Source organism: Kitasatospora sp. NPDC002227 (assembly GCF_040296285.1).
GTDB lineage: Bacteria > Actinomycetota > Actinomycetes > Streptomycetales > Streptomycetaceae > Kitasatospora.
This window is the reverse complement of sequence record NZ_JBEOWY010000021.1, coordinates 81814-99642: the sequence shown is the minus strand read 5'-3', so window position 1 is coordinate 99642 and position 17829 is coordinate 81814. Positions and strand designations below refer to the sequence as shown.

General features: G+C 70.3%; 14 protein-coding genes. 8 read left to right on the top strand and 6 right to left on the bottom strand.

Features of this window, described 5'->3' with window-relative positions; all coding sequences use genetic code 11:
- Positions 1 to 83: 83 nt before the first annotated feature.
- Positions 84 to 1085: an ornithine carbamoyltransferase gene (gene argF, locus ABT095_RS20310; RefSeq protein WP_350530830.1), complete on the top strand. Its 1002-nt coding sequence runs from the start codon at positions 84 to 86 to the stop codon at positions 1083 to 1085.
- Between the two features lie 50 nt (positions 1086 to 1135).
- Here the strand turns inward: argF and ABT095_RS20305 are convergent, their stop codons facing one another.
- The 4 genes from ABT095_RS20305 to ABT095_RS20290 form a co-directional block, all read right to left on the bottom strand.
- Positions 1136 to 1684: a superoxide dismutase family protein gene (locus ABT095_RS20305; RefSeq protein WP_350530829.1), complete on the bottom strand. Its 549-nt coding sequence runs from the start codon at positions 1682 to 1684 to the stop codon at positions 1136 to 1138.
- 238 nt (positions 1685 to 1922) lie between these two features.
- Positions 1923 to 2330: a type II toxin-antitoxin system VapC family toxin gene (locus ABT095_RS20300; protein WP_350530828.1), complete on the bottom strand. Its 408-nt coding sequence runs from the start codon at positions 2328 to 2330 to the stop codon at positions 1923 to 1925.
- 180 nt (positions 2331 to 2510) lie between these two features.
- The gene (locus ABT095_RS20295; protein WP_350530827.1) at positions 2511 to 3476 is read right to left on the bottom strand and encodes a hypothetical protein; all 966 of its coding nucleotides are present in this window, start codon (positions 3474 to 3476) and stop codon (positions 2511 to 2513) included.
- A 128-nt stretch (positions 3477 to 3604) separates the two neighbouring features.
- A complete protein-coding gene (locus ABT095_RS20290) occupies positions 3605 to 4213 on the bottom strand; it encodes a SigE family RNA polymerase sigma factor (RefSeq protein WP_350530826.1) in 609 nt (202 codons plus the stop codon).
- Positions 4214 to 4637: 424 nt separating this feature from the next.
- On the opposite strand from ABT095_RS20290, the gene acnA reads away from it, so the two are divergent.
- From acnA to ABT095_RS20260, 6 genes are all read left to right on the top strand, one after another.
- Positions 4638 to 7283 carry an aconitate hydratase AcnA gene (gene acnA / locus ABT095_RS20285; RefSeq protein WP_350530825.1) on the top strand — a complete coding sequence of 882 codons (2646 nt, stop codon included), beginning with the start codon at positions 4638 to 4640 and terminating at the stop codon, positions 7281 to 7283.
- A gap of 69 nt (positions 7284 to 7352) precedes the next feature.
- Positions 7353 to 7976 carry a maleylpyruvate isomerase family mycothiol-dependent enzyme gene (locus tag ABT095_RS20280; protein ID WP_350530824.1) on the top strand — a complete coding sequence of 208 codons (624 nt, stop codon included), beginning with the start codon at positions 7353 to 7355 and terminating at the stop codon, positions 7974 to 7976.
- A 108-nt stretch (positions 7977 to 8084) separates the two neighbouring features.
- On the top strand, positions 8085 to 9374 hold the full coding sequence (locus tag ABT095_RS20275) for a glycoside hydrolase family 18 protein (RefSeq protein ID WP_350530823.1): 1290 nt from the start codon (positions 8085 to 8087) through the stop codon (positions 9372 to 9374).
- A gap of 149 nt (positions 9375 to 9523) precedes the next feature.
- Positions 9524 to 10918: an N-acetylglucosamine/diacetylchitobiose ABC transporter substrate-binding protein gene (ngcE, locus tag ABT095_RS20270; RefSeq protein WP_350530822.1), complete on the top strand. Its 1395-nt coding sequence runs from the start codon at positions 9524 to 9526 to the stop codon at positions 10916 to 10918.
- Positions 10919 to 10939: 21 nt separating this feature from the next.
- A complete protein-coding gene (locus tag ABT095_RS20265) occupies positions 10940 to 11872 on the top strand; it encodes a carbohydrate ABC transporter permease (RefSeq protein WP_350530821.1) in 933 nt (310 codons plus the stop codon).
- Positions 11872 to 12747 (top strand): carbohydrate ABC transporter permease, encoded by an 876-nt coding sequence (locus tag ABT095_RS20260; protein WP_350530820.1) that lies wholly within the window; start codon positions 11872 to 11874, stop codon positions 12745 to 12747. The genes ABT095_RS20265 and ABT095_RS20260 overlap by 1 nt, the downstream gene beginning before the upstream one ends.
- Before the next feature lie 50 nt (positions 12748 to 12797).
- Here the strand turns inward: ABT095_RS20260 and pepN are convergent, their stop codons facing one another.
- Positions 12798 to 15368, bottom strand: coding sequence for an aminopeptidase N (gene pepN, locus ABT095_RS20255; protein ID WP_350530819.1), 2571 nt, complete (start codon positions 15366 to 15368; stop codon positions 12798 to 12800).
- Between the two features lie 186 nt (positions 15369 to 15554).
- Between pepN and ABT095_RS20250 the strand changes: the two genes are divergently transcribed.
- Entirely contained in the window at positions 15555 to 16190 is a 636-nt protein-coding gene (locus ABT095_RS20250) for a mycothiol-dependent nitroreductase Rv2466c family protein (RefSeq protein ID WP_350530818.1), read from the top strand.
- A gap of 93 nt (positions 16191 to 16283) precedes the next feature.
- Here ABT095_RS20250 and ABT095_RS20245 read toward each other — a convergent pair whose 3' ends face one another.
- On the bottom strand, positions 16284 to 17675 hold the full coding sequence (locus ABT095_RS20245; protein WP_502884935.1) for an amino acid permease: 1392 nt from the start codon (positions 17673 to 17675) through the stop codon (positions 16284 to 16286).
- Positions 17676 to 17829 lie beyond the last annotated feature (154 nt).

Here is a 17829-nt window from a genome sequence, read left to right as displayed (position 1 = left end):
GCATAAGAATGCGCGTCTTCGTATACACTTCCCCATCTCGGCACCCGGCCACCGTCCCGCCCACGCAACCCCAGGAGCCCGGCATGGCGTTCAACCTTCGGAACCGGCACTTCCTCAAGGAGCTCGACTTCACTCCGCAGGAGTTCCACTTCCTGCTGGGTCTCTCCGCGCAGCTGAAGGCAGCCAAGTACGCCGGGACGGAGCAGCCGAGGCTGCGCGGCAAGAACATCGCGTTGATCTTCGAGAAGACCTCCACCCGGACCCGGTGCGCATTCGAGGTCGCGGCCCATGACCAGGGCGCGACCACGACGTACCTGGACCCGGCCGGTTCGCAGATGGGGCACAAGGAGTCGATCAAGGACACGGCCCGGGTGCTCGGGCGGATGTTCGACGGGATCGAGTACCGCGGTCATGGGCAGGAGGTCGTCGAGGAGCTGGCGGAGTACGCCGGAGTGCCGGTCTGGAACGGGCTGACCGACGAGTGGCACCCCACCCAGATGCTGGCGGACGTGCTCACCATCCAGGAGCACGGCGCCAAGCCGCTGACCGAGACCACTCTCGTCTACCTCGGCGACGCCCGCTGCAACACCGGCAACTCGCTGCTCGTCACCGGTGCTCTGCTGGGGATGGACATCCGGATCGTCGCGCCCAAGCAGCTATGGCCCACCGAGGAGGTGCAGAAGGCGGCCGAGTCGCTGGCCGGGTCGACCGGTGCCCGGATCACCCTCACCGAGGACGTGGCCGCCGGAGTCGCCGGCGCCGACTTCCTCTACACCGACGTCTGGGTCTCGATGGGCGAGCCCAAGGAGGTCTGGGCCGAGCGGATCGCGCTGCTCAAGCCGTACCAGGTCTCGATGGACACGGTCCGGGCCACCGGCAACCCGGACGTGAAGTTCCTGCACTGCCTCCCGGCCTTCCACGACCTCGGCACCGCGATCGGCCGTCAGATGTACGAGACGACGGGCATGTCCGAGCTGGAGGTGACCGACGAGGTCTTCGAGTCCCGGCACTCGGTGGTCTTCGACCAGGCGGAGAACCGCCTGCACACCATCAAGGCCGTGCTGGTGGCGACCCTGGGCGCCTGAGGTCCCAGCGGGAGTGACCGGGTGCGGGCCCGGTCGGGAGCTGAGCCCCGTCAGAAGTCCACGTCGATGCAGGCCGCGCGGTCGGCGGCGGCGTGGGTGCCGGTCGGGGTGTCCGCCGGGGTGCCCGCGTGGAGGACCAGGGAGCGGGCCTCACCCGGGCGGAAGTCCCAGTCGACCGTGCTCTGGGCCGTGCCGGTGCCTTCGTCGTCGGTGAGGACAGTGAGCCGCAGCTCGTTGCTGTCGTTCGCGTAGGCCGGATCGGTGGAGGGCTGCACGGGGTCGAGCTGGTCCTGGTAGTGGGGGCCGGCGGCGGCCGGGTCCGCCCCGCAGCGCCCGGTGTGGGCGTGGACGGGGAAGGAGTGTCTGGCTGCGACTCCCGAGAGCCGCAGCTGCACGGTCGTCCGGCCGCCGGCCCGGACGACCGTCACGTGGGCGTGGGCACCGAAGGGCACGAGGTCCTGGGCGTAGCTGACCGCTGTCGGCGGCAGGAAGGCCGTGGCCGGGGCGAAGTCCGCGTCCATGGTGGTCACGGGGGCGGCGAACGACGGCAGGACCGCCAGCGGCAGCAGGGCGGCGGGGACGGAGAACGGCAGGGGCATCGCGGCGGCCTTTCAGGACGGGCGCCCGGGGAGCAGGGCACCTGGAGCAGGGTCACCGCATACCGTGGCGGCCCGCCCCGGCCGAGCCTCGCTGCCGTGCCGGAGTGTCACCCGCTGGGGTGTCACCCGTACGAGCGGCCTGACCCCGGTCCCCGTTCTGGCCCCGGTTCCCGTTCTGGCCCCGGTTCCCGTTCCGGCCCGGGCTCGCCCCAGCCGTCCTAACGGCGAACCAGGGCAGTCAGCTCCCGGACGGGCCGATGCCCCGGATCTCGCAGCGGGGTCCGCTGGCCCGCATCAGCCGGAGGTCGGCCGTCACCAGTGGGGCGTCCAGGGATTCGGCGACCGCCACGTACGCGGCGTCGTCCGGGGTCAGGTTGTCCTTCAGTTCCCACACCCGGTCGAGCAGCGGACCGAGGGCGACCTTGTGGAAGGCCAGCACGGGGAGCCGGGCCGCGATGGCCGCGACCTCCTCGGCGGTGTTCTCCTTCGCGAGGTAGCGCCCGCGAAGTGACTGCATCACCTCGATGAGGAGGTGTTCCGGGGCTGCCCAGGCCGGGTCGGCGGCGAGGGCGGCGCGAGCCGCGTCGCCCCGGGGGCCGCGGTCAGCGAGGGAGAGCACCAGGGCGGAGGCGTCGACGACGATCACGGGAGGCTCCGGAGCGGGAGGTGGCGGGCGGGTCCCTCACCGTAACGGGGAGCCGACACCCCCGGGCCTGGCGGGTCGTCAGCTCCGGAGCAGCGAGTTCCTGAGCGGCGAGCTCCGGAGCTGCGGGACCCGGGGCGTCGGCCTTGGGCGTCCGAGCTCGGGATGTCCGAGCTCCGGCCGTCAGTTCCGGCCGACCTGCGGGAGTGCTCCAGCGGTCGTGCCGCCGTCCAAGTAAGACGTGATCGTGCGCCGTGCCTTCGCGGCGAACTCCTCGGGCACCGAGGCCTGGAGTTCGGGGCTGGTCGCGGCGGCCTTGAGCTGGTCCAGAGTGACGGTCGGGGGCGTGGGTGAGGGCGTGGGTGAGGGCGAGCCGGGCCCGTTGGTGTACTGGAGGCGGTCGGCGGAGGCGACGACCAGGGTGCCGTCCGCGCGGAGCAGCCAGACGTCCCGCGTGGTCATGCCGTAATCGGTGACGTCCTCGCTCAGGCGGAGGCGGCTGCCGTCCGGCAGGGTGCTCGTGGTGCAGGCGCGGTAGTTGCCGGGGGCGGGGTGGGTGCAGCCGAGCAGGGTGTCCAGGGGCTGCTTCAGGCTGAAGCGGGTGCCCGTCCACGGGTTCGTGGTGCCCTGGTCGTGGCCCGGTCCGTAGCCGGTGCGGAGCGAGACGTTGACGGTCTCGGTGTATGCCGGGGCGCTGGACGCGTCGGCTCCGGCGAGGGTAGCGCTGCTCAGCACCGCCACCTGCCGGCCGTTTCCGGCCGGCAGAACGAGCTGGGAGCCCTGAGCCAGGAGCCGGGGCGTGCCGGCCGGGAGCGCGTCGTAGAGTGCGAGCAGCGCTGCCTGGCCGGTCAGGGGGGTGCCGTGGGTCTGCCCGGTGGTGGCAACCGTGGTGGCAGCCTTAGGGCTCTCGGTGGCCCCGGCGGCGGCCGAGGTTGAGGCTGCACCGGGGACGAGCAGCAGCCCGCCGCCCACCCCCAGGGCGGCGACCGCCGCCACCGAGGCGGCGATCCCCGCCCGTCGGCGCCGCCGCAGCGCACGACCCTGGGCGGCGGCGCCGACCACCAGCGAGGTCAGCTCGGGGTGGACGGCGGTCATGGTGCGGTGAAGGGTCTCGGAGAGCTGCTGTCCGCTCTGGTCCAGGTCTTCCATGGGAGGAACTCCGTTCTGGTGGATGGCGGCGGGAGTACAGGCCGGGAGAACAAATGGGGGGTACAGGCAGGGAGAACAGACGGGGGTACAGGCAGGGAGAACGAGCAGGCAGGGAGCCAGGCTGGTCGTCAGGGCCCCAGGAGGAGGTCGGCCCGGGGGCTGAGGGCCGCGCGGAGGCGGGTGAGGGAGCGGAGGCACTGGCTGCGGACGGCGCCGGGGGTGAGCCCGAGTTCGGCGGCGGTCTCCTCGACGCTGCGGTCCTCCCAGTAGCGGAGGACGAGCACGGCGCGGTCGCGCGGCGGCAGGCCGCTGAGCGCGGTGAGCAGGGTGAGGCGCAGGGCGGTGTCGCCGTCGCTCTCGGCCGGGAGTTCGGGGAACTCGCCGAGGGTGGGCTGTTCGGAGCTGCGGCGCAGTCGGCGGTGCGAGAGGTAGGTCCGGAGCAGAACGCTGCGGCTGTACGCCTCCGGGCTGTCGGCCCGCTGGACCCGCCCCCAGGCCGCGTACAGCTTGGCGAGGGTGGTCTGGGTGAGGTCCTCGGCGAGGTGCCAGTCACCGCACAGCAGGAGCGCGGTCCGGAACAGGTGCGCCCCCCTGACCTGGGCGAACTCCTCGAACCCGCCCGCCGAGCCCGTCGAGCCCGCCGAGCCCGTCGAGCCCGCCGCGCCCGCCGCGCCCGCAGCAGGTCCCGCGGCTGAGCCCGCCGCAGAGCCCGCCGCGCCCGCCACGGATCCCGCCATCGATCCCGCCGCGTCCGACCGCCGTCGACGTGTCCCGATCACTCGTCCCCCAGAAGTCCCCGGCCCGGCCGTCCGCCGTGCCCAGGCCCGGCGGTCTGCCGCGCCTGGTGGACTTGACGCCTGAGCGGGCGGCCCGCGTTACGCGCTCCCGGTGGAGGAAATCCGCGCGGCACCAGAGAGTGGTGGGGGCGGGAGCTGACAGAGACGGTCGTGGGCCCCGTCGGAGGGCATGCCTGACGTCATCCGTGCAGGGGCATGCATTATGGTTTATCTCGACATCGAGATAACTCCGCGCTAGGATTTATCTTGACGTCAAGATACTTGCCGGAAGGCGCACATCACCCAGCCTCGGCCGGTCGAGCCAAGTAAGGCTTACCTTACCAGCGCCCCACGCACCGCACGAAGCACCTAGAAGGAGTCAGTCGTGTCCGCGAACAGCTTCGACGCCCGCAGCTCGCTGCAGGTGGGCGACGAGTCGTACGAGATCTTCAAGCTCTCTGCCGTCGAGGGTTCCGAGCGGCTGCCGTACAGCCTCAAGGTGCTGCTGGAGAACCTGCTCCGCACGGAGGACGGCGCGAACATCACCGCCGACCACATCCGCGCCCTCGGCAACTGGGACGCCACCGCCGAGCCGAGCGAGGAGATCCAGTTCACGCCGGCCCGCGTGATCATGCAGGACTTCACCGGTGTGCCGTGCGTCGTCGACCTCGCCACCATGCGTGAGGCCGTCAAGGAGCTGGGCGGCGACCCGGCGAAGATCAACCCGCTGGCCCCGGCCGAGCTGGTCATCGACCACTCCGTCATCGCCGACAAGTTCGGCACCAAGGACGCGTTCACCCAGAACGTCGAGATCGAGTACGGCCGCAACAAGGAGCGCTACCAGTTCCTGCGCTGGGGCCAGACCGCGTTCGACGAGTTCAAGGTCGTCCCGCCGGGCACCGGCATCGTGCACCAGGTCAACATCGAGCACCTGGCCCGCACGGTCATGGTCCGGGGCGGCCAGGCGTACCCCGACACCTGCGTCGGCACCGACTCGCACACCACCATGGTCAACGGCTTGGGCGTGCTGGGCTGGGGCGTCGGCGGCATCGAGGCCGAGGCCGCGATGCTCGGCCAGCCGGTCTCCATGCTGATCCCGCGCGTGGTCGGCTTCAAGCTCAACGGCCAGCTCCCGGCCGGCACCACCGCCACCGACCTGGTGCTCACCATCACCGAGATGCTGCGCAAGCACGGTGTGGTCGGCAAGTTCGTCGAGTTCTACGGCGAGGGCGTCACCGCGATCCCGCTGGCGAACCGCGCCACCATCGGCAACATGTCGCCGGAGTTCGGCTCGACCTGTGCGATCTTCCCGATCGACGCCGAGACCATCAACTACCTCAAGCTCACCGGCCGTGACGAGCAGCAGCTCGCCCTGGTCGAGGCGTACGCCAAGGAGCAGGGCCTCTGGCACGACCCGTCGGTCGAGCCGGTCTACTCCGAGTACCTCGAGCTGGACGTCTCCACCGTCGTCCCGTCGATCTCCGGCCCGAAGCGCCCGCAGGACCGCGTGATCCTGGCCGAGGCCGCCACCAAGTTCGCCGAGGTGCTGCCGACCTACTCGGCCGAGGCGAGCAAGCCGACCGCCGTCACCGCCCCCGACGGCTCGTCCTACGAGATCGACAACGGCGCGGTCGTGATCGCCTCGATCACCTCCTGCACCAACACCTCCAACCCCTCCGTCATGCTGGGCGCCGCCCTGCTGGCGAAGAAGGCCGTGGAGAAGGGCCTGCACGTCAAGCCCTGGGTCAAGACCACCCTGGCCCCCGGGTCCAAGGTCGTCATGGACTACTACGAGAAGGCCGGCCTGCTCCCGTACATGGAGAAGCTGGGCTTCAACCTGGTCGGCTACGGCTGCGTCACCTGCATCGGCAACTCGGGCCCGCTGCCCGAGGAGGTCTCGGCCGCGGTCAACGCCTCCGACCTGGCCGTCGTCTCGGTGCTCTCCGGCAACCGCAACTTCGAGGGCCGGATCAACCCCGACGTCAAGATGAACTACCTGGCCTCCCCGCCGCTGGTGGTCGCCTACGCCCTCGCCGGCAACATGAACGTCGACATCACCCGTGACGCCCTGGGCCAGGACGCCGACGGCAACGACGTCTTCCTCGCCGACATCTGGCCGTCGGAGAAGGAGGTCGCCGACGTGGTGGCCGCCTCGATCGACCAGGACATGTTCGACAAGGGCTACCAGGACGTCTTCGCGGGCGACCAGCGCTGGCAGTCGCTCCCCGTCCCGACCGGCAACACCTTCGAGTGGGACGCCGAGTCCACCTACGTCCGCAAGCCCCCGTACTTCGAGGGCATGGCCAAGACCCCGAGCCCGGTGAGCGACATCTCCGGCGCCCGCGTGCTGGCCAAGCTGGGCGACTCGGTCACCACCGACCACATCTCCCCGGCCGGCAACATCAAGCCGGGCACCCCGGCCGCGCAGTACCTCACCGAGCACGGTGTGGAGAAGCGCGACTTCAACTCGTACGGGTCCCGTCGTGGCAACCACGAGGTGATGATCCGCGGTACCTTCGCCAACATCCGCCTGCGCAACCAGATCGCGCCGGGCACCGAGGGCGGTTACACCCGCGACTTCACCCAGGCCGACGCGCCGGTGTCGTTCATCTACGACGCCTCGCAGAACTACCAGGCCGCCGGCATCCCGCTGGTCGTCCTGGCCGGCAAGGAGTACGGCTCCGGTTCGTCCCGTGACTGGGCCGCCAAGGGCACCGCGCTGCTCGGCGTCAAGGCCGTCATCGCCGAGTCCTACGAGCGCATCCACCGCTCGAACCTGATCGGCATGGGCGTCCTGCCGCTGCAGTTCCCGGCCGGCCAGAACGCCGAGTCGCTGGGCCTGACCGGCGAGGAGACCTTCGAGTTCACCGGCGTGACCGAGCTCAACGAGGGCCGCACCCCGAAGACCGTCAAGGTCAAGGCCGGCGAGATCGAGTTCGACGCGGTCGTGCGCATCGACACCCCCGGCGAGGCGGACTACTACCGCAACGGCGGCATCCTGCAGTACGTGCTGCGCAGCCTCATCGGCTGAGCCAGTAGGTAGTACCGAGGGTCGGACCGCCGAGCAGCGGTCCGGCCCTCGGCGTGTTACCACGGAGGTGTGAGCACCGACCCGTGGGCCCTGATCCACGCCGAGCGCCGGGCGCTGCTGGCGGACGTGCAGCAGCTGACCCCCGAGCAGTGGCGCACCCCCTCGCTCTGCACCGGCCGGTCGGTGCGGGACACCTTGGCGCACATGGCCGCCACTGCCCGGATGACCCCGCCGGGCTTCTTCCTGAAGATGATCCGGGCCGGCTTCAGCTTCGAGGCGATGACCGGCCGCGAGATCGCCGAGCTGACCGAGGGGACGATCCAGCAGACGGTGGACGCCTTCGCCGCGCAGCTGGACTCGACCTCCCACCCGCCGGGCCCGGACGACAGCTGGCTGGGCGAGACGGTGGTGCACGGTGAGGACATCCGCCGCCCGCTGGGCATCCGGCACGCGTACCCGCCCGAGGCGCTGGCCCGGTGCGCGGACTTCTACCGCAAGTCCAACCTGCTGATCGGCGGCAAGCGCCGGGTGGCCGGGCTGCGGCTGCGAGCGAGTGACACCGACTGGTCGGCGGGGGAGGGGCCCGAGGTCAGCGGCCCGATGCTGGAGCTGCTGCTGGCGATCACCGGCCGCCCGGCGGGCCTGGCACAGCTGTCCGGCGAGGGCCTTCCTATGCTCGGCGGCCGGATGTGAGCCCCTGCCCCTTGTGCGGCACCACCCAGGTGGACTAAACCTCTGTCTCAGCTTGGTCTGGACCAATGCCCCAGGCCGATTGACGCTGATTCGGAGAACGGGTCCATCATGCCCAGAAGAACGTCAGCACTGCTCGCGGCCGCCACGCTGGCCGCCCTGATCACCGCCCCCGCCACCGCGGCCCAGGCTCGTGAGAGCCTGCACGGCCAGCGGGTCGGCTACTTCACCCAGTGGGGCATCTACAGCGGTTTCTCCGCCAAGAAGGTGCAGACCTCCGGCCAGGCCGGGAAGCTCACCGTGCTCAACTACGCCTTCGGCAACGTCTCCTCGGACGGCACCTGCTTCGAGGTGAACGGCGCCGGGGTCGGCGACGCCTGGGCCGACTACCAGCGCCCGGTCGGTGCGGACGAGTCGGTGGACGGCGTGGCCGATGCCGACGGGCAGGCGGTGAAGGGCAACTTCAACCAGCTGCGCAAGCTCAAGGCCGCCAACCCGCAGCTCAAGGCCGTGATCTCGCTGGGCGGTTGGACCTGGTCCAAGTACTTCTCGGACGCCGCCGCCACCGACGCCTCGCGGAAGAAGTTCGTCTCCTCCTGCCTGGACCTCTACCTCAAGGGCAATCTGCCGGGCGTGGCAGAAGGTGCGGCCGCAGGGGTGTTTGACGGCATCGACATCGACTGGGAGTACCCCGGCGGCGGTGGCGACCCGGGCAACGTGGTCCGGCCCGAGGACGGGCACAACTACACCCTGCTGATGCAGGAGTTCCGCCGTCAGCTGGACGCGCTCGGCCGCACCCAAGGGCGCAGGCACTACCTGCTGACCGCCGCCGTCCCCTCGAACGAGACCAAGGCCGACCGGCTGGAGATCCCGGCCGTGGCCAGGGCGGTCGACTGGCTCAACCTGATGACCTACGACCTGCACGGCACCTGGGAGTCGGCCACCGACCACAACGCCAACCTCTACTCGGACAGCGCCGATCCGGCCGCCGACAACCGCTCGTACAGTGCCGACCGCGTGGTGCGGCACTACCTGTCCAAGGGGCTGCCGCCGCGCAAGGCCGTGCTGGGCGTGCCGTTCTACGGCTACGGCTGGACGGGTGTGCCGGCGGGTGACAAGTTCGGGCTGTACCAGGGCTCGACCGGTCCGGCCCGGGGTGGCAACCTGCCGTACAACCAGATCAAGGACCTGCCCGGCACCGTGCACTACGACTGGGCGCACGGTGCGACCTGGAAGTACGACGGCACCGAGTTCTGGTCCTTCGACACCCCGCAGCTGCTCACCCGCAAGGCGCAGTACGCGAGTTGGCACGGGCTCGGCGGGGTGATGGCCTGGGCGCTGGACAACGACGACGCGCAGGGGTCGCTGGTGGCCGCGCTGGACAAGGGGCTGCGCGACTGAGCCGTACCTGACAAGATAGTCCCGGCGCAGCTTTGCGCGACATCGCCTGGTGGATGTTGCGCAAAGCTGCGCATTTCTATGTTCAAGCGAGCAGTAACGCGCTACATTCTGGCCTCGAATGGCAACGAAGACGGAGAAGCGAGGCTCGGATGAGTGCGGCAGCTGGGTACAACCGTCGTGAACTCTTCAGGCGTGCGGCGGGGCTGACCGCGCTCGCGGTGACCGGCGGGCCGCTGCTCGCCGCGTGCGCCGGCGGGGGCGGCGGGGCCACGGGTACGGCCAGTGCGGTGGCGACCAGTGCGGGCAACCCGCTCGGGGTGGAGGCCTCGGCGCCACTGGAGGTGGTGATCTTCAAGGGTGGCTTCGGTGACGACTACGCCAAGGCCTTCGAGGCGCTGTACACGAAGACGTACGCGAGCGCGAAGATCACCCACACGCCGACCCAGGACGTCACCGGCCTGCTCCAGCCGCGCTTCAACGCCGGCAGCCCGCCGGACGTGGTGGACGACTCCGGCGCCAAGCAGATCAAGCTCGACGTCCTGCACAAGGCCGGCCAGCTCGCGGACCTGACCCCGCTGCTGGAGGCCCCCTACCTGGACGACCCGAGCAAGAAGGTCAAGGACGTCCTGCAGCCCGGCACGATCGAGCACGGCTCCTTCGACGGCAAGATGTACTCCCTCAACTACGTGTACTCGATCTCCGGGCTCTGGTACTCCGGCAAGCTCTTCAAGGAGAAGGGCTGGACGGCGCCGAAGACCTGGGCCGACTTCATCACCCTCTGCGCCACCATCAAGGCCGCGGGCGTCGCGCCCTTCTGCCACCAGGGCAAGTACCCGTACTACATCAACGTCGTCATCATGGACCTGCTCGCCCGCCAGGGCGGGGCGGACATCATCCACCGGGTCGACGCGCTCGACACCACCGTCTGGGACGGCCCCGAGGCCAAGGCCGCGATCGAGGCGGTCTACCAGCTGGTCGACCACGACTACCTGCTGCCGGGCACCAACGGCATGACCCACACCGAGTCGCAGACCGCCTGGAACCAGTACAAGGCCGCCTTCGTGCCCTGCGGCTCCTGGCTGGAGAACGAGCAGCTCAAGCTCACCCCGGACGACTTCGAGATGACCTTCCTCCCGATGCCGAGCCTGCCGGGCGACAAGCTGCCGCCCACCTCGCTGCGCGCCGGGGCGGACGAGCCCTTCATCGTGCCGGCCAAGGCCAAGAACGTGCAGGGCGGCATGGAGTTCCTGCGGATGATGCTGACCAAGGAGGGCGCCGGACAGTTCGCCCAGCAGGCCAACGCCGTCACCGTGCTCAAGGACGGCATCGGGCCGGACGTGAAGCTGCGCCCGGGCACCAAGTCGGCGGTGGCCGCGCTGACGGCGGCCGGATCCGACGTCTTCAACTACGACTACCCCAACACCCAGAGCGCCTTCGACATCGAACTCGGCAACGCCAGCACCGAGTTGATGGCGAACCGGATCAAGCCGGACGAGTGGCTCAAGCGGGCCAAGTCGGCTGCCGAAAAGGCCAAGAAGGCCTAGGTACGGGGAAGGACGACGCTCATGCGGCACCGCCGGTACCCGTTCATCATCGGGTTCCTCATCGCTCCGGTCACGCTCTACGCGGCCCTGGTGCTCTGGCCGTACCTGCAGACCTTCGGGTACTCGCTGACCGACTGGAACGGCCAGTCCCAGGAGATGCACTTCGTGGGCCTGGGCAACTACGGCAAGTTGCTGCACGACGAGGTCTTCCTCGGCGCGCTGGGACACAACCTGCTGCTGCTGGCGGTGCTGCCCGTGGCGACGATCCTGCTCGCACTGTTCTTCGCCTTCATGCTCAACGTCGGCGGGCGCGGCGGCGCCGGAGGAGTGCGGGGGGTGCGCGGGGCGGCGGCCTACAAGGTGCTGTTCTTCCTCCCTCAGGTGCTCTCGGTGGCGATCCTGGCCGTGCTCTGGGAGGCGGTCTACCGCCCGGACGGCGGCGGGCTGTTCAACGGCGTCCTGCAGGTGCTCGGCCTGCAGGACGCCGGCCACCCGGTCGAGTGGCTGGCCGACCCCGACCTGGTGCTCTGGTGCATCCTCGGGGTGCTGATCTGGGCCGGAGCCGGCTTCTACCTGGTGCTCTTCTCGGCCGCCATGCAGTCGGTGCCCAAGGACATCTACGAATCCGCGCTGCTGGACGGCGCCGGGCGCGGCCAGACCTTCTTCCGGATCACCCTGCCGCTGCTGTGGGACACCGTGCAGACGGCCTGGGTCTACCTCGCGATCGCCGCGATGGACGTCTTCGCACTGGTCTCCACCATGACGGTCGGCGCCAGCTACGGCGGCGGCCCGGACCACCGCAGCGAGATCATCGCGACCTACCTGATGCGCAACTTCCTCTTCTTCGGCAAGGCGGGCTACGCGTGCGCGATGGGCGTCGTGATCTTCTTCTTCACCCTCGTGCTGTCGGCCGTCGCGCTGCGGGTGACCCGGCGCGAGCGGATCGAGTTCTGATGGGCGCGCGCAAGGAGCGGACCAGCCCGCTGAACGTGTTCTCGCACGGGTTCCTGCTGCTGTGGGCCGTGATGATCGTGCTGCCGCTGCTCTGGGTGGTGCTCGGCTCCTTCAAGAGCGATGCCGAGATCGGCGGCAGCGCGTGGTCCTGGCCGGCGCACTGGGGCTTCGACGCCTTCGCCCGGGCCTGGAGCAAGGGCGGCATCGGCGGGTTCTTCCTCAACACCGTGATCGTGCTGGCCGGTTCGCTCACCCTGACGATGCTGCTCGGGGCGATGGCCGCGTACGTGCTGGCGCGGTACGAGTTCCCGGGCAACCGGGTGATCTACTACTTCTTCGTGGCCGGGGCGATGTTCCCGGTGTACCTGGCGCTGGTGCCGCTCTTCTTCATGGTGCGGCGGCTCGGTGAGATCTCCCCGCTGCTCGGGCTGAACAGCTACCTCGGGCTGATCCTGGTGTACGTCGCGTACTCGCTGCCGTTCACCGTCTTCTTCCTGCACGCCTTCCTGCGGACGCTGCCGACGGCCGTGCACGAGGCGGCGATGCTCGACGGGTGCTCGCACAGCCGGGCGTTCTTCCAGGTGATGCTGCCGATGGCCCGGCCGGGCCTGGTCAGCGTCGGGATCTTCAACCTGCTGGGGCAGTGGAACCAGTACATCCTGCCGGTCACCCTGATGCAGCCCACGTCCGGGACGGACGCGAACCGCTCGATGCTGTCGCAGGGGCTGGTGAACCTGGCGCTGCAGCAGGGGTACGCGGGGGATCCGGCGGCGCTGTTCGCGGGGATGACGATCGCGATGCTGCCGGTGCTGGTGGTCTACCTGTCGTTCCAGCGGCAGGTCCAGGCCGGCCTGACGGCCGGGACGCTCAAGTAAGGGAAACCACCGGGGGCGCGGGGCCCGCGCCCCCAGGCGGGTGGTGCAACTCAGGCAGATCGGTCGCAGGCCTGGGCGCGGAGGGCCCGGGCCAGGTCGTCGCGGCCCTCGAGGACGAGGCGGCGCAGGGCCGGGGCGGCCTGCGGGTGCTCGGCCAGCCAGGCGTCGGTGGCCGCGAGGGTGGCGTCGGTGGTCTGGTAGCGCGGGAAGAAGCCGCCGACGATCCGCATCGCGATCTCGATGCTGCGCTGTGCCCAGGCCGTCTCGAGGAGGCCGAAGTACGGCTCCAGGTAGCCGGCCGTCAGCCCGCGCTGGCCGGCCAGGTTGAAACCGGCGATGTTGGCCTCGACCAGGGCGTTGGGCAGCTCGTCGGAGTCCACCACCGCCGTCCAGGCGGCGGCCTTGGCCTCTGCCGTGGGCCGGGCGGCCAGGCAGTGGGTGAGGTGCTGCTTGCCGCTGGCGGTGTTGTCGAGCGCGAGCTCCGTCCGCAGCTCGGCCTCATCCGCGTGCCCGGCGGCGGCCAGCGCCAGCCACAGCTCCCAGCGCAGCTCCTGGTCGACCTCCAGACCGTCGATCCGGGCCGTGCCCGCGAGCAGCCCCTGGACCAGCTGCAGGTGCTCGGCCCCGCCCGCGTTCTGGGTCAGGAACCGGGCCCAGGCCAGCTGGTGGTCACTGGCGGGCTCGGCGGCGCGCAGCTCGCGCAGCGCGCCCTCCGCCAGCAGCCGGGCGCCCTCGGCGCGCCACTCGGGCGCGGCGTACAGGTCGAGCGCCGCCTTGGACTGCTGGTGCAGCGACTGCAGCACGCCGATGTCCGACTCCGTCCCGGCGAAGCGCAGCACCAGGTCGATGTAGTCGCGGGCGGGCATCAGCCCGTCCCGGGTGAGGTTCCAGACCGCCGACCAGGCCAGGGCACGGGCCAGCGGATCGGCGACGTCGCCGAGCGAGGAGCGCAGGGTGGCCAGCGAGTGGTCGTCGAAGCGGATCTTGCAGTACGTCAGGTCGTCGTCGTTGAGCAGCACCAGCGCGGGGCGCGGCCGCCCGGCCAGCTCGGGGACGACCGTGCGGGCGCCGGTCACGTCCAGCTCGATCCGGTCGGTGCGGACCAGTGTGCCGTCCGCGGCCCGGTCGTAGCAGCCGACCGCGAGGCGGTGCGGGCGCAGGCCGCTCGCGTCGTCCTGCTCGATCGCGAACTCGGTGATCCGGCCCTCGGCGTCGCAGGTCACCTGCGGGGTGAGCAGGTTGACCCCGGAGGTCTGCAGCCAGGCGGCCGACCAGGCCGTCAGGTCACGCCCGCTGGTGGCCTCCAGGGCCTCCAGCAGGTCGCCGAGCACCGTGTTGCCGAACGCGTGCCGCTTGAAGTACTGCCGGACACCCTCGAGGAAGGCGTCCCGGCCGACGTACGCCACCAGCTGCTTGAGCACCGAGGCGCCCTTGGCGTAGGTGATGCCGTCGAAGTTGAGCTTCGCGGCCTCCAGGTCGGGGATGTCGGCCGTGATCGGGTGGGTGGTGGGGAACTGGTCCTGCCGGTAGGCCCAGGCCTTGCGCCTGTTGGCGAAGGTGATCCAGGCGGCGCGGTACCGAGTCCCCGCCTCGATCTGCGAGAAGGAGCCCATGAAGTCCGCGAAGGACTCCTTCAGCCAGAGGTCGTCCCACCACTTCATGGTGACCAGGTCGCCGAACCACATGTGCGCCATCTCGTGCAGGACGACGTTGGCCCGGCCCTCGTACGCGGCCTCGGTGACCTTCGAGCGGAAGACGAACTCCTCGCGGAAGGTGACGCAGCCCGGGTTCTCCATGGCGCCGATGTTGTACTCCGGCACGAAGCACTGGTCGTACTTGCCGAAGGGGTAGGGGAAGTCGAACTCCTCGTGGAAGAAGTCCAGGCCCTGCTTGGTGACGGTGAGGATCTCGTCCGCGTCGAAGTACCGGGCCAGCGACTTGCGGCAGGTGGCGGCGAGCGGGATCTCCAGCGTGCTGCCGTCGGAGAGCTTGCGGCTGTAGTGGTCGCGGACCACGTGGTACGGACCGGCGACGACGGCGGTCAGGTACGTGGAGATCGGCTGGGTGGGGGCGAACTGCCAGACCTTGGCGCCGCCCTCGGCGGTGACGCTCTCGTGCACGGCGTTGGCGTACACGTCCCAGGCGGCCGGGGCGGTCACGGTGAAGCTGAACGGGGCCTTGAGGTCGGGCTGTTCGAAGTTGGCGAAGACCCGGCGCGAGTCGGCCGGCTCGAAGTGGGTGTAGAGGTAGGTCTCACCGTCGGCCGGGTCGAGGAAGCGGTGCAGGCCCTCGCCGGTGCGGCTGTACGCGCAGTCGGCCTCGACCACCAGCTCGTTCTGCTCCGCCAGGCCCTCGACGCTGACCCGGGCCCCGTCGAACACCACGGCCGGGTCGAGGGCGCGGCCGTTGAGGGTCACCGCGCGGACGGCCGGGGCCAGCAGGTCGACGAAGGTGGCCGCGCCCGGGGTGGCGCAGCGGAAGTTCAGCGTCGTGGTGGAGCGGAAGGTGGCCTGCGCCTGGTCCTCCGCGGCCGACACATCGAGGTGGACGCGGTAACTGTCCACGGTGAGGATGTCGGCCCGCTGCTGGGCTTCCTCTCGGCTCAGGTTCTTACCCGGCACGGGCGGTACTCCTTTGTCCGGCTCGCACGGTTGCGGTTGGCGGTGGGTTCTTCCCCGGGGAGCATCCTCGCACGCACCCCCGCCCGTACCATTGCACAGGTCCGTACCGGCCGACCGGAATGCTCGGCGGGGGAGGCGCGTTGGGCAGGGAGGTAATCTCCCTCCTCCGAGCGAAGGACGCCGTCCGTGACGACTGCCGACTCCCGCAAGATCGCCGACTTCTGGTTCGACCCGATCTGCCCCTGGGCCTGGATGACCTCCCGCTGGATGCTCGAGGTCGAGCAGCTGCGCCCGGTGGACACCCGCTGGCACGTGATGAGCCTCGCGGTGCTGAACGAGCACAACGAGAACCTGCCGGAGAAGTACCGCGAGGGCCTCAAGAAGGCCTGGGGTCCGGTCCGCGTGGTGATCGCCGCCGCGCAGGCGCACGGTGAGAAGGTCATCGGCCCGCTCTACACCGAGCTGGGCACCCGGTTCCACAACCAGGGCCTGCCGAACGAGCGCGCCACCATCGAGGCCGCCCTCACCGCCGCCGGCCTCCCGGTCGAGCTGGCCGACGCCGCCGACACCGACGCCTACGACGAGGCCCTGCGCGCCTCGCACCAGGAGGGCATCTCGCTGGTCGGCGAGGACGTCGGCACCCCAGTGATCGCGGTCGACGGCCCGGACGGCGACCGCGTCGCCTTCTTCGGACCGGTCGTCACCCCCACCCCGCGCGGCGAGGCCGCCGCCCGCCTGTGGGACGGCACCGTGCTCGTTGCCAGCACGCCTGGCTTCTACGAGATCAAGCGGACCCGGACTGCCGGTCCCAACTTTGAGTGAGTGAGTTGCACTATCCAGGGGCGCGAGGAACTGCGCTGCCGACCAGGCACCTTCGTAGAGGCCCGGTCGCGCAGTTCCTCGCGCCCCCGGTGGTTAACGCTTCAGTTTTCCGACCAGGGCCAGCACGGCCGCCAGCCCGGCCGTGAAGTAGAGCTGCACCCGGTTGTCCGCGTCGAGCGTCATCAGCGCGAGCACCGCGAGGATGCCCACCAGGGCCGCCCAGGTGAGGTAGGGGTAGAGCCACATCCGGACCGTCAGTTGCTCGGGTGCCTCGCGCTCCAGCCGCCGCCGCATCCGCAGCTGCGCCACCGCGATGAACGCCCAGACCACGAGCACGGCCGCGCCGACCATGTTGAGCAGCCAGTGGAAGACGGTCTCCGGCCACCAGTAGCTGAACAGCACCGCGAGGAACCCGAAGGCGCAGGAGGCCAGGACCGCGAGCCGCGGTACCCCGCCGCTCACCTTCGCGAGCACCCGCGGCCCCTGCCCGCGCTGGACCAGCGAGTAGGCCATCCGCGAGGAACCGTAGATGTTGGCGTTCATCGCAGAGAGCAGCGCGATCAGCACGACCACGTTCATCAGCTGCCCGGCCCCGGGGATGCCGAGGGCGTCGAGCACCGCGACGTACGGCCCGTCCTTGACCACGGCGGCGGAGTTCCACGGCACCAGGGTGACGATCACGGCCATCGAGCCGACGTAGAAGAGCGCGATCCGCCACATCGCGGTGCGCACGGCGCCCGCCACGTTGCGGCGCGGGTCCTCGGACTCGGCGGCGGCGATGGTGACGGTCTCCAGACCGCCGTACGCGAAGACCGAGGCGAGCAGGCCGGTGATCAGGCCGCTGGTGCCGTTGGGCAGGAAGCCGCCCTGGCCGGTGAGGTTGCCGGTGCCCGGGGCGTGGGTGCCGGGCAGCACGCCCAGGATGGCCAGCACGCAGACGACCAGGAAGCCCGCGATCGCGGTGATCTTCACGGCCGCGAACCAGAACTCGAACTCGCCGAAGTTCTTCACGGCCGCCAGGTTGGTGCCGCAGAAGAAGGCCATGAAGAGCGCGACCCAGACCCAGGAGGGCACCCCGGGCAGCCAGTTGGCCATCACGTGCGAGGCGCCGATCGCCTCGGCCGCGACGCCCACGCACAGCAGCGTCCAGTACATCCAACCGGCCGTCAGCCCGGCCCAGGGGCCGATCTCCCGCTCGGCGTGCACCGAGAAGGAACCGCTGGCCGGGTGGGCCGCCGACATCTCGCCGAGCATCCGCATCACCAGCATGACCAGCAGGCCTGAGACCGCGAAGGCCACCACGATGGCCGGCCCGGCGGCGGCGATGCCCGCGCCGGAGCCGACGAAGAGCCCGGCGCCGATCACGCCGCCGAGGGCGATCATCGACAGGTGGCGCGGCTTGAGGCCGTGGCCGAGCTGACCGCCGGTGGTGCCGGACGCGTCGTCCTGCGGCACCAGCGTCGGCTGGGGGGTGGAGGTCGGCATGGGCAGGTCCAGACTGTACGGATTGCGGAGAGGTCCGCTCCACTATTCGGTACGCCCGGCGGGAGCGCCAAGGAGCTCCCCCGGATGGACCGGTATACGGACGGAGTGGTGACCCGACGTGATCAGATTGCTACCCGACCCGACAGATCTGTGC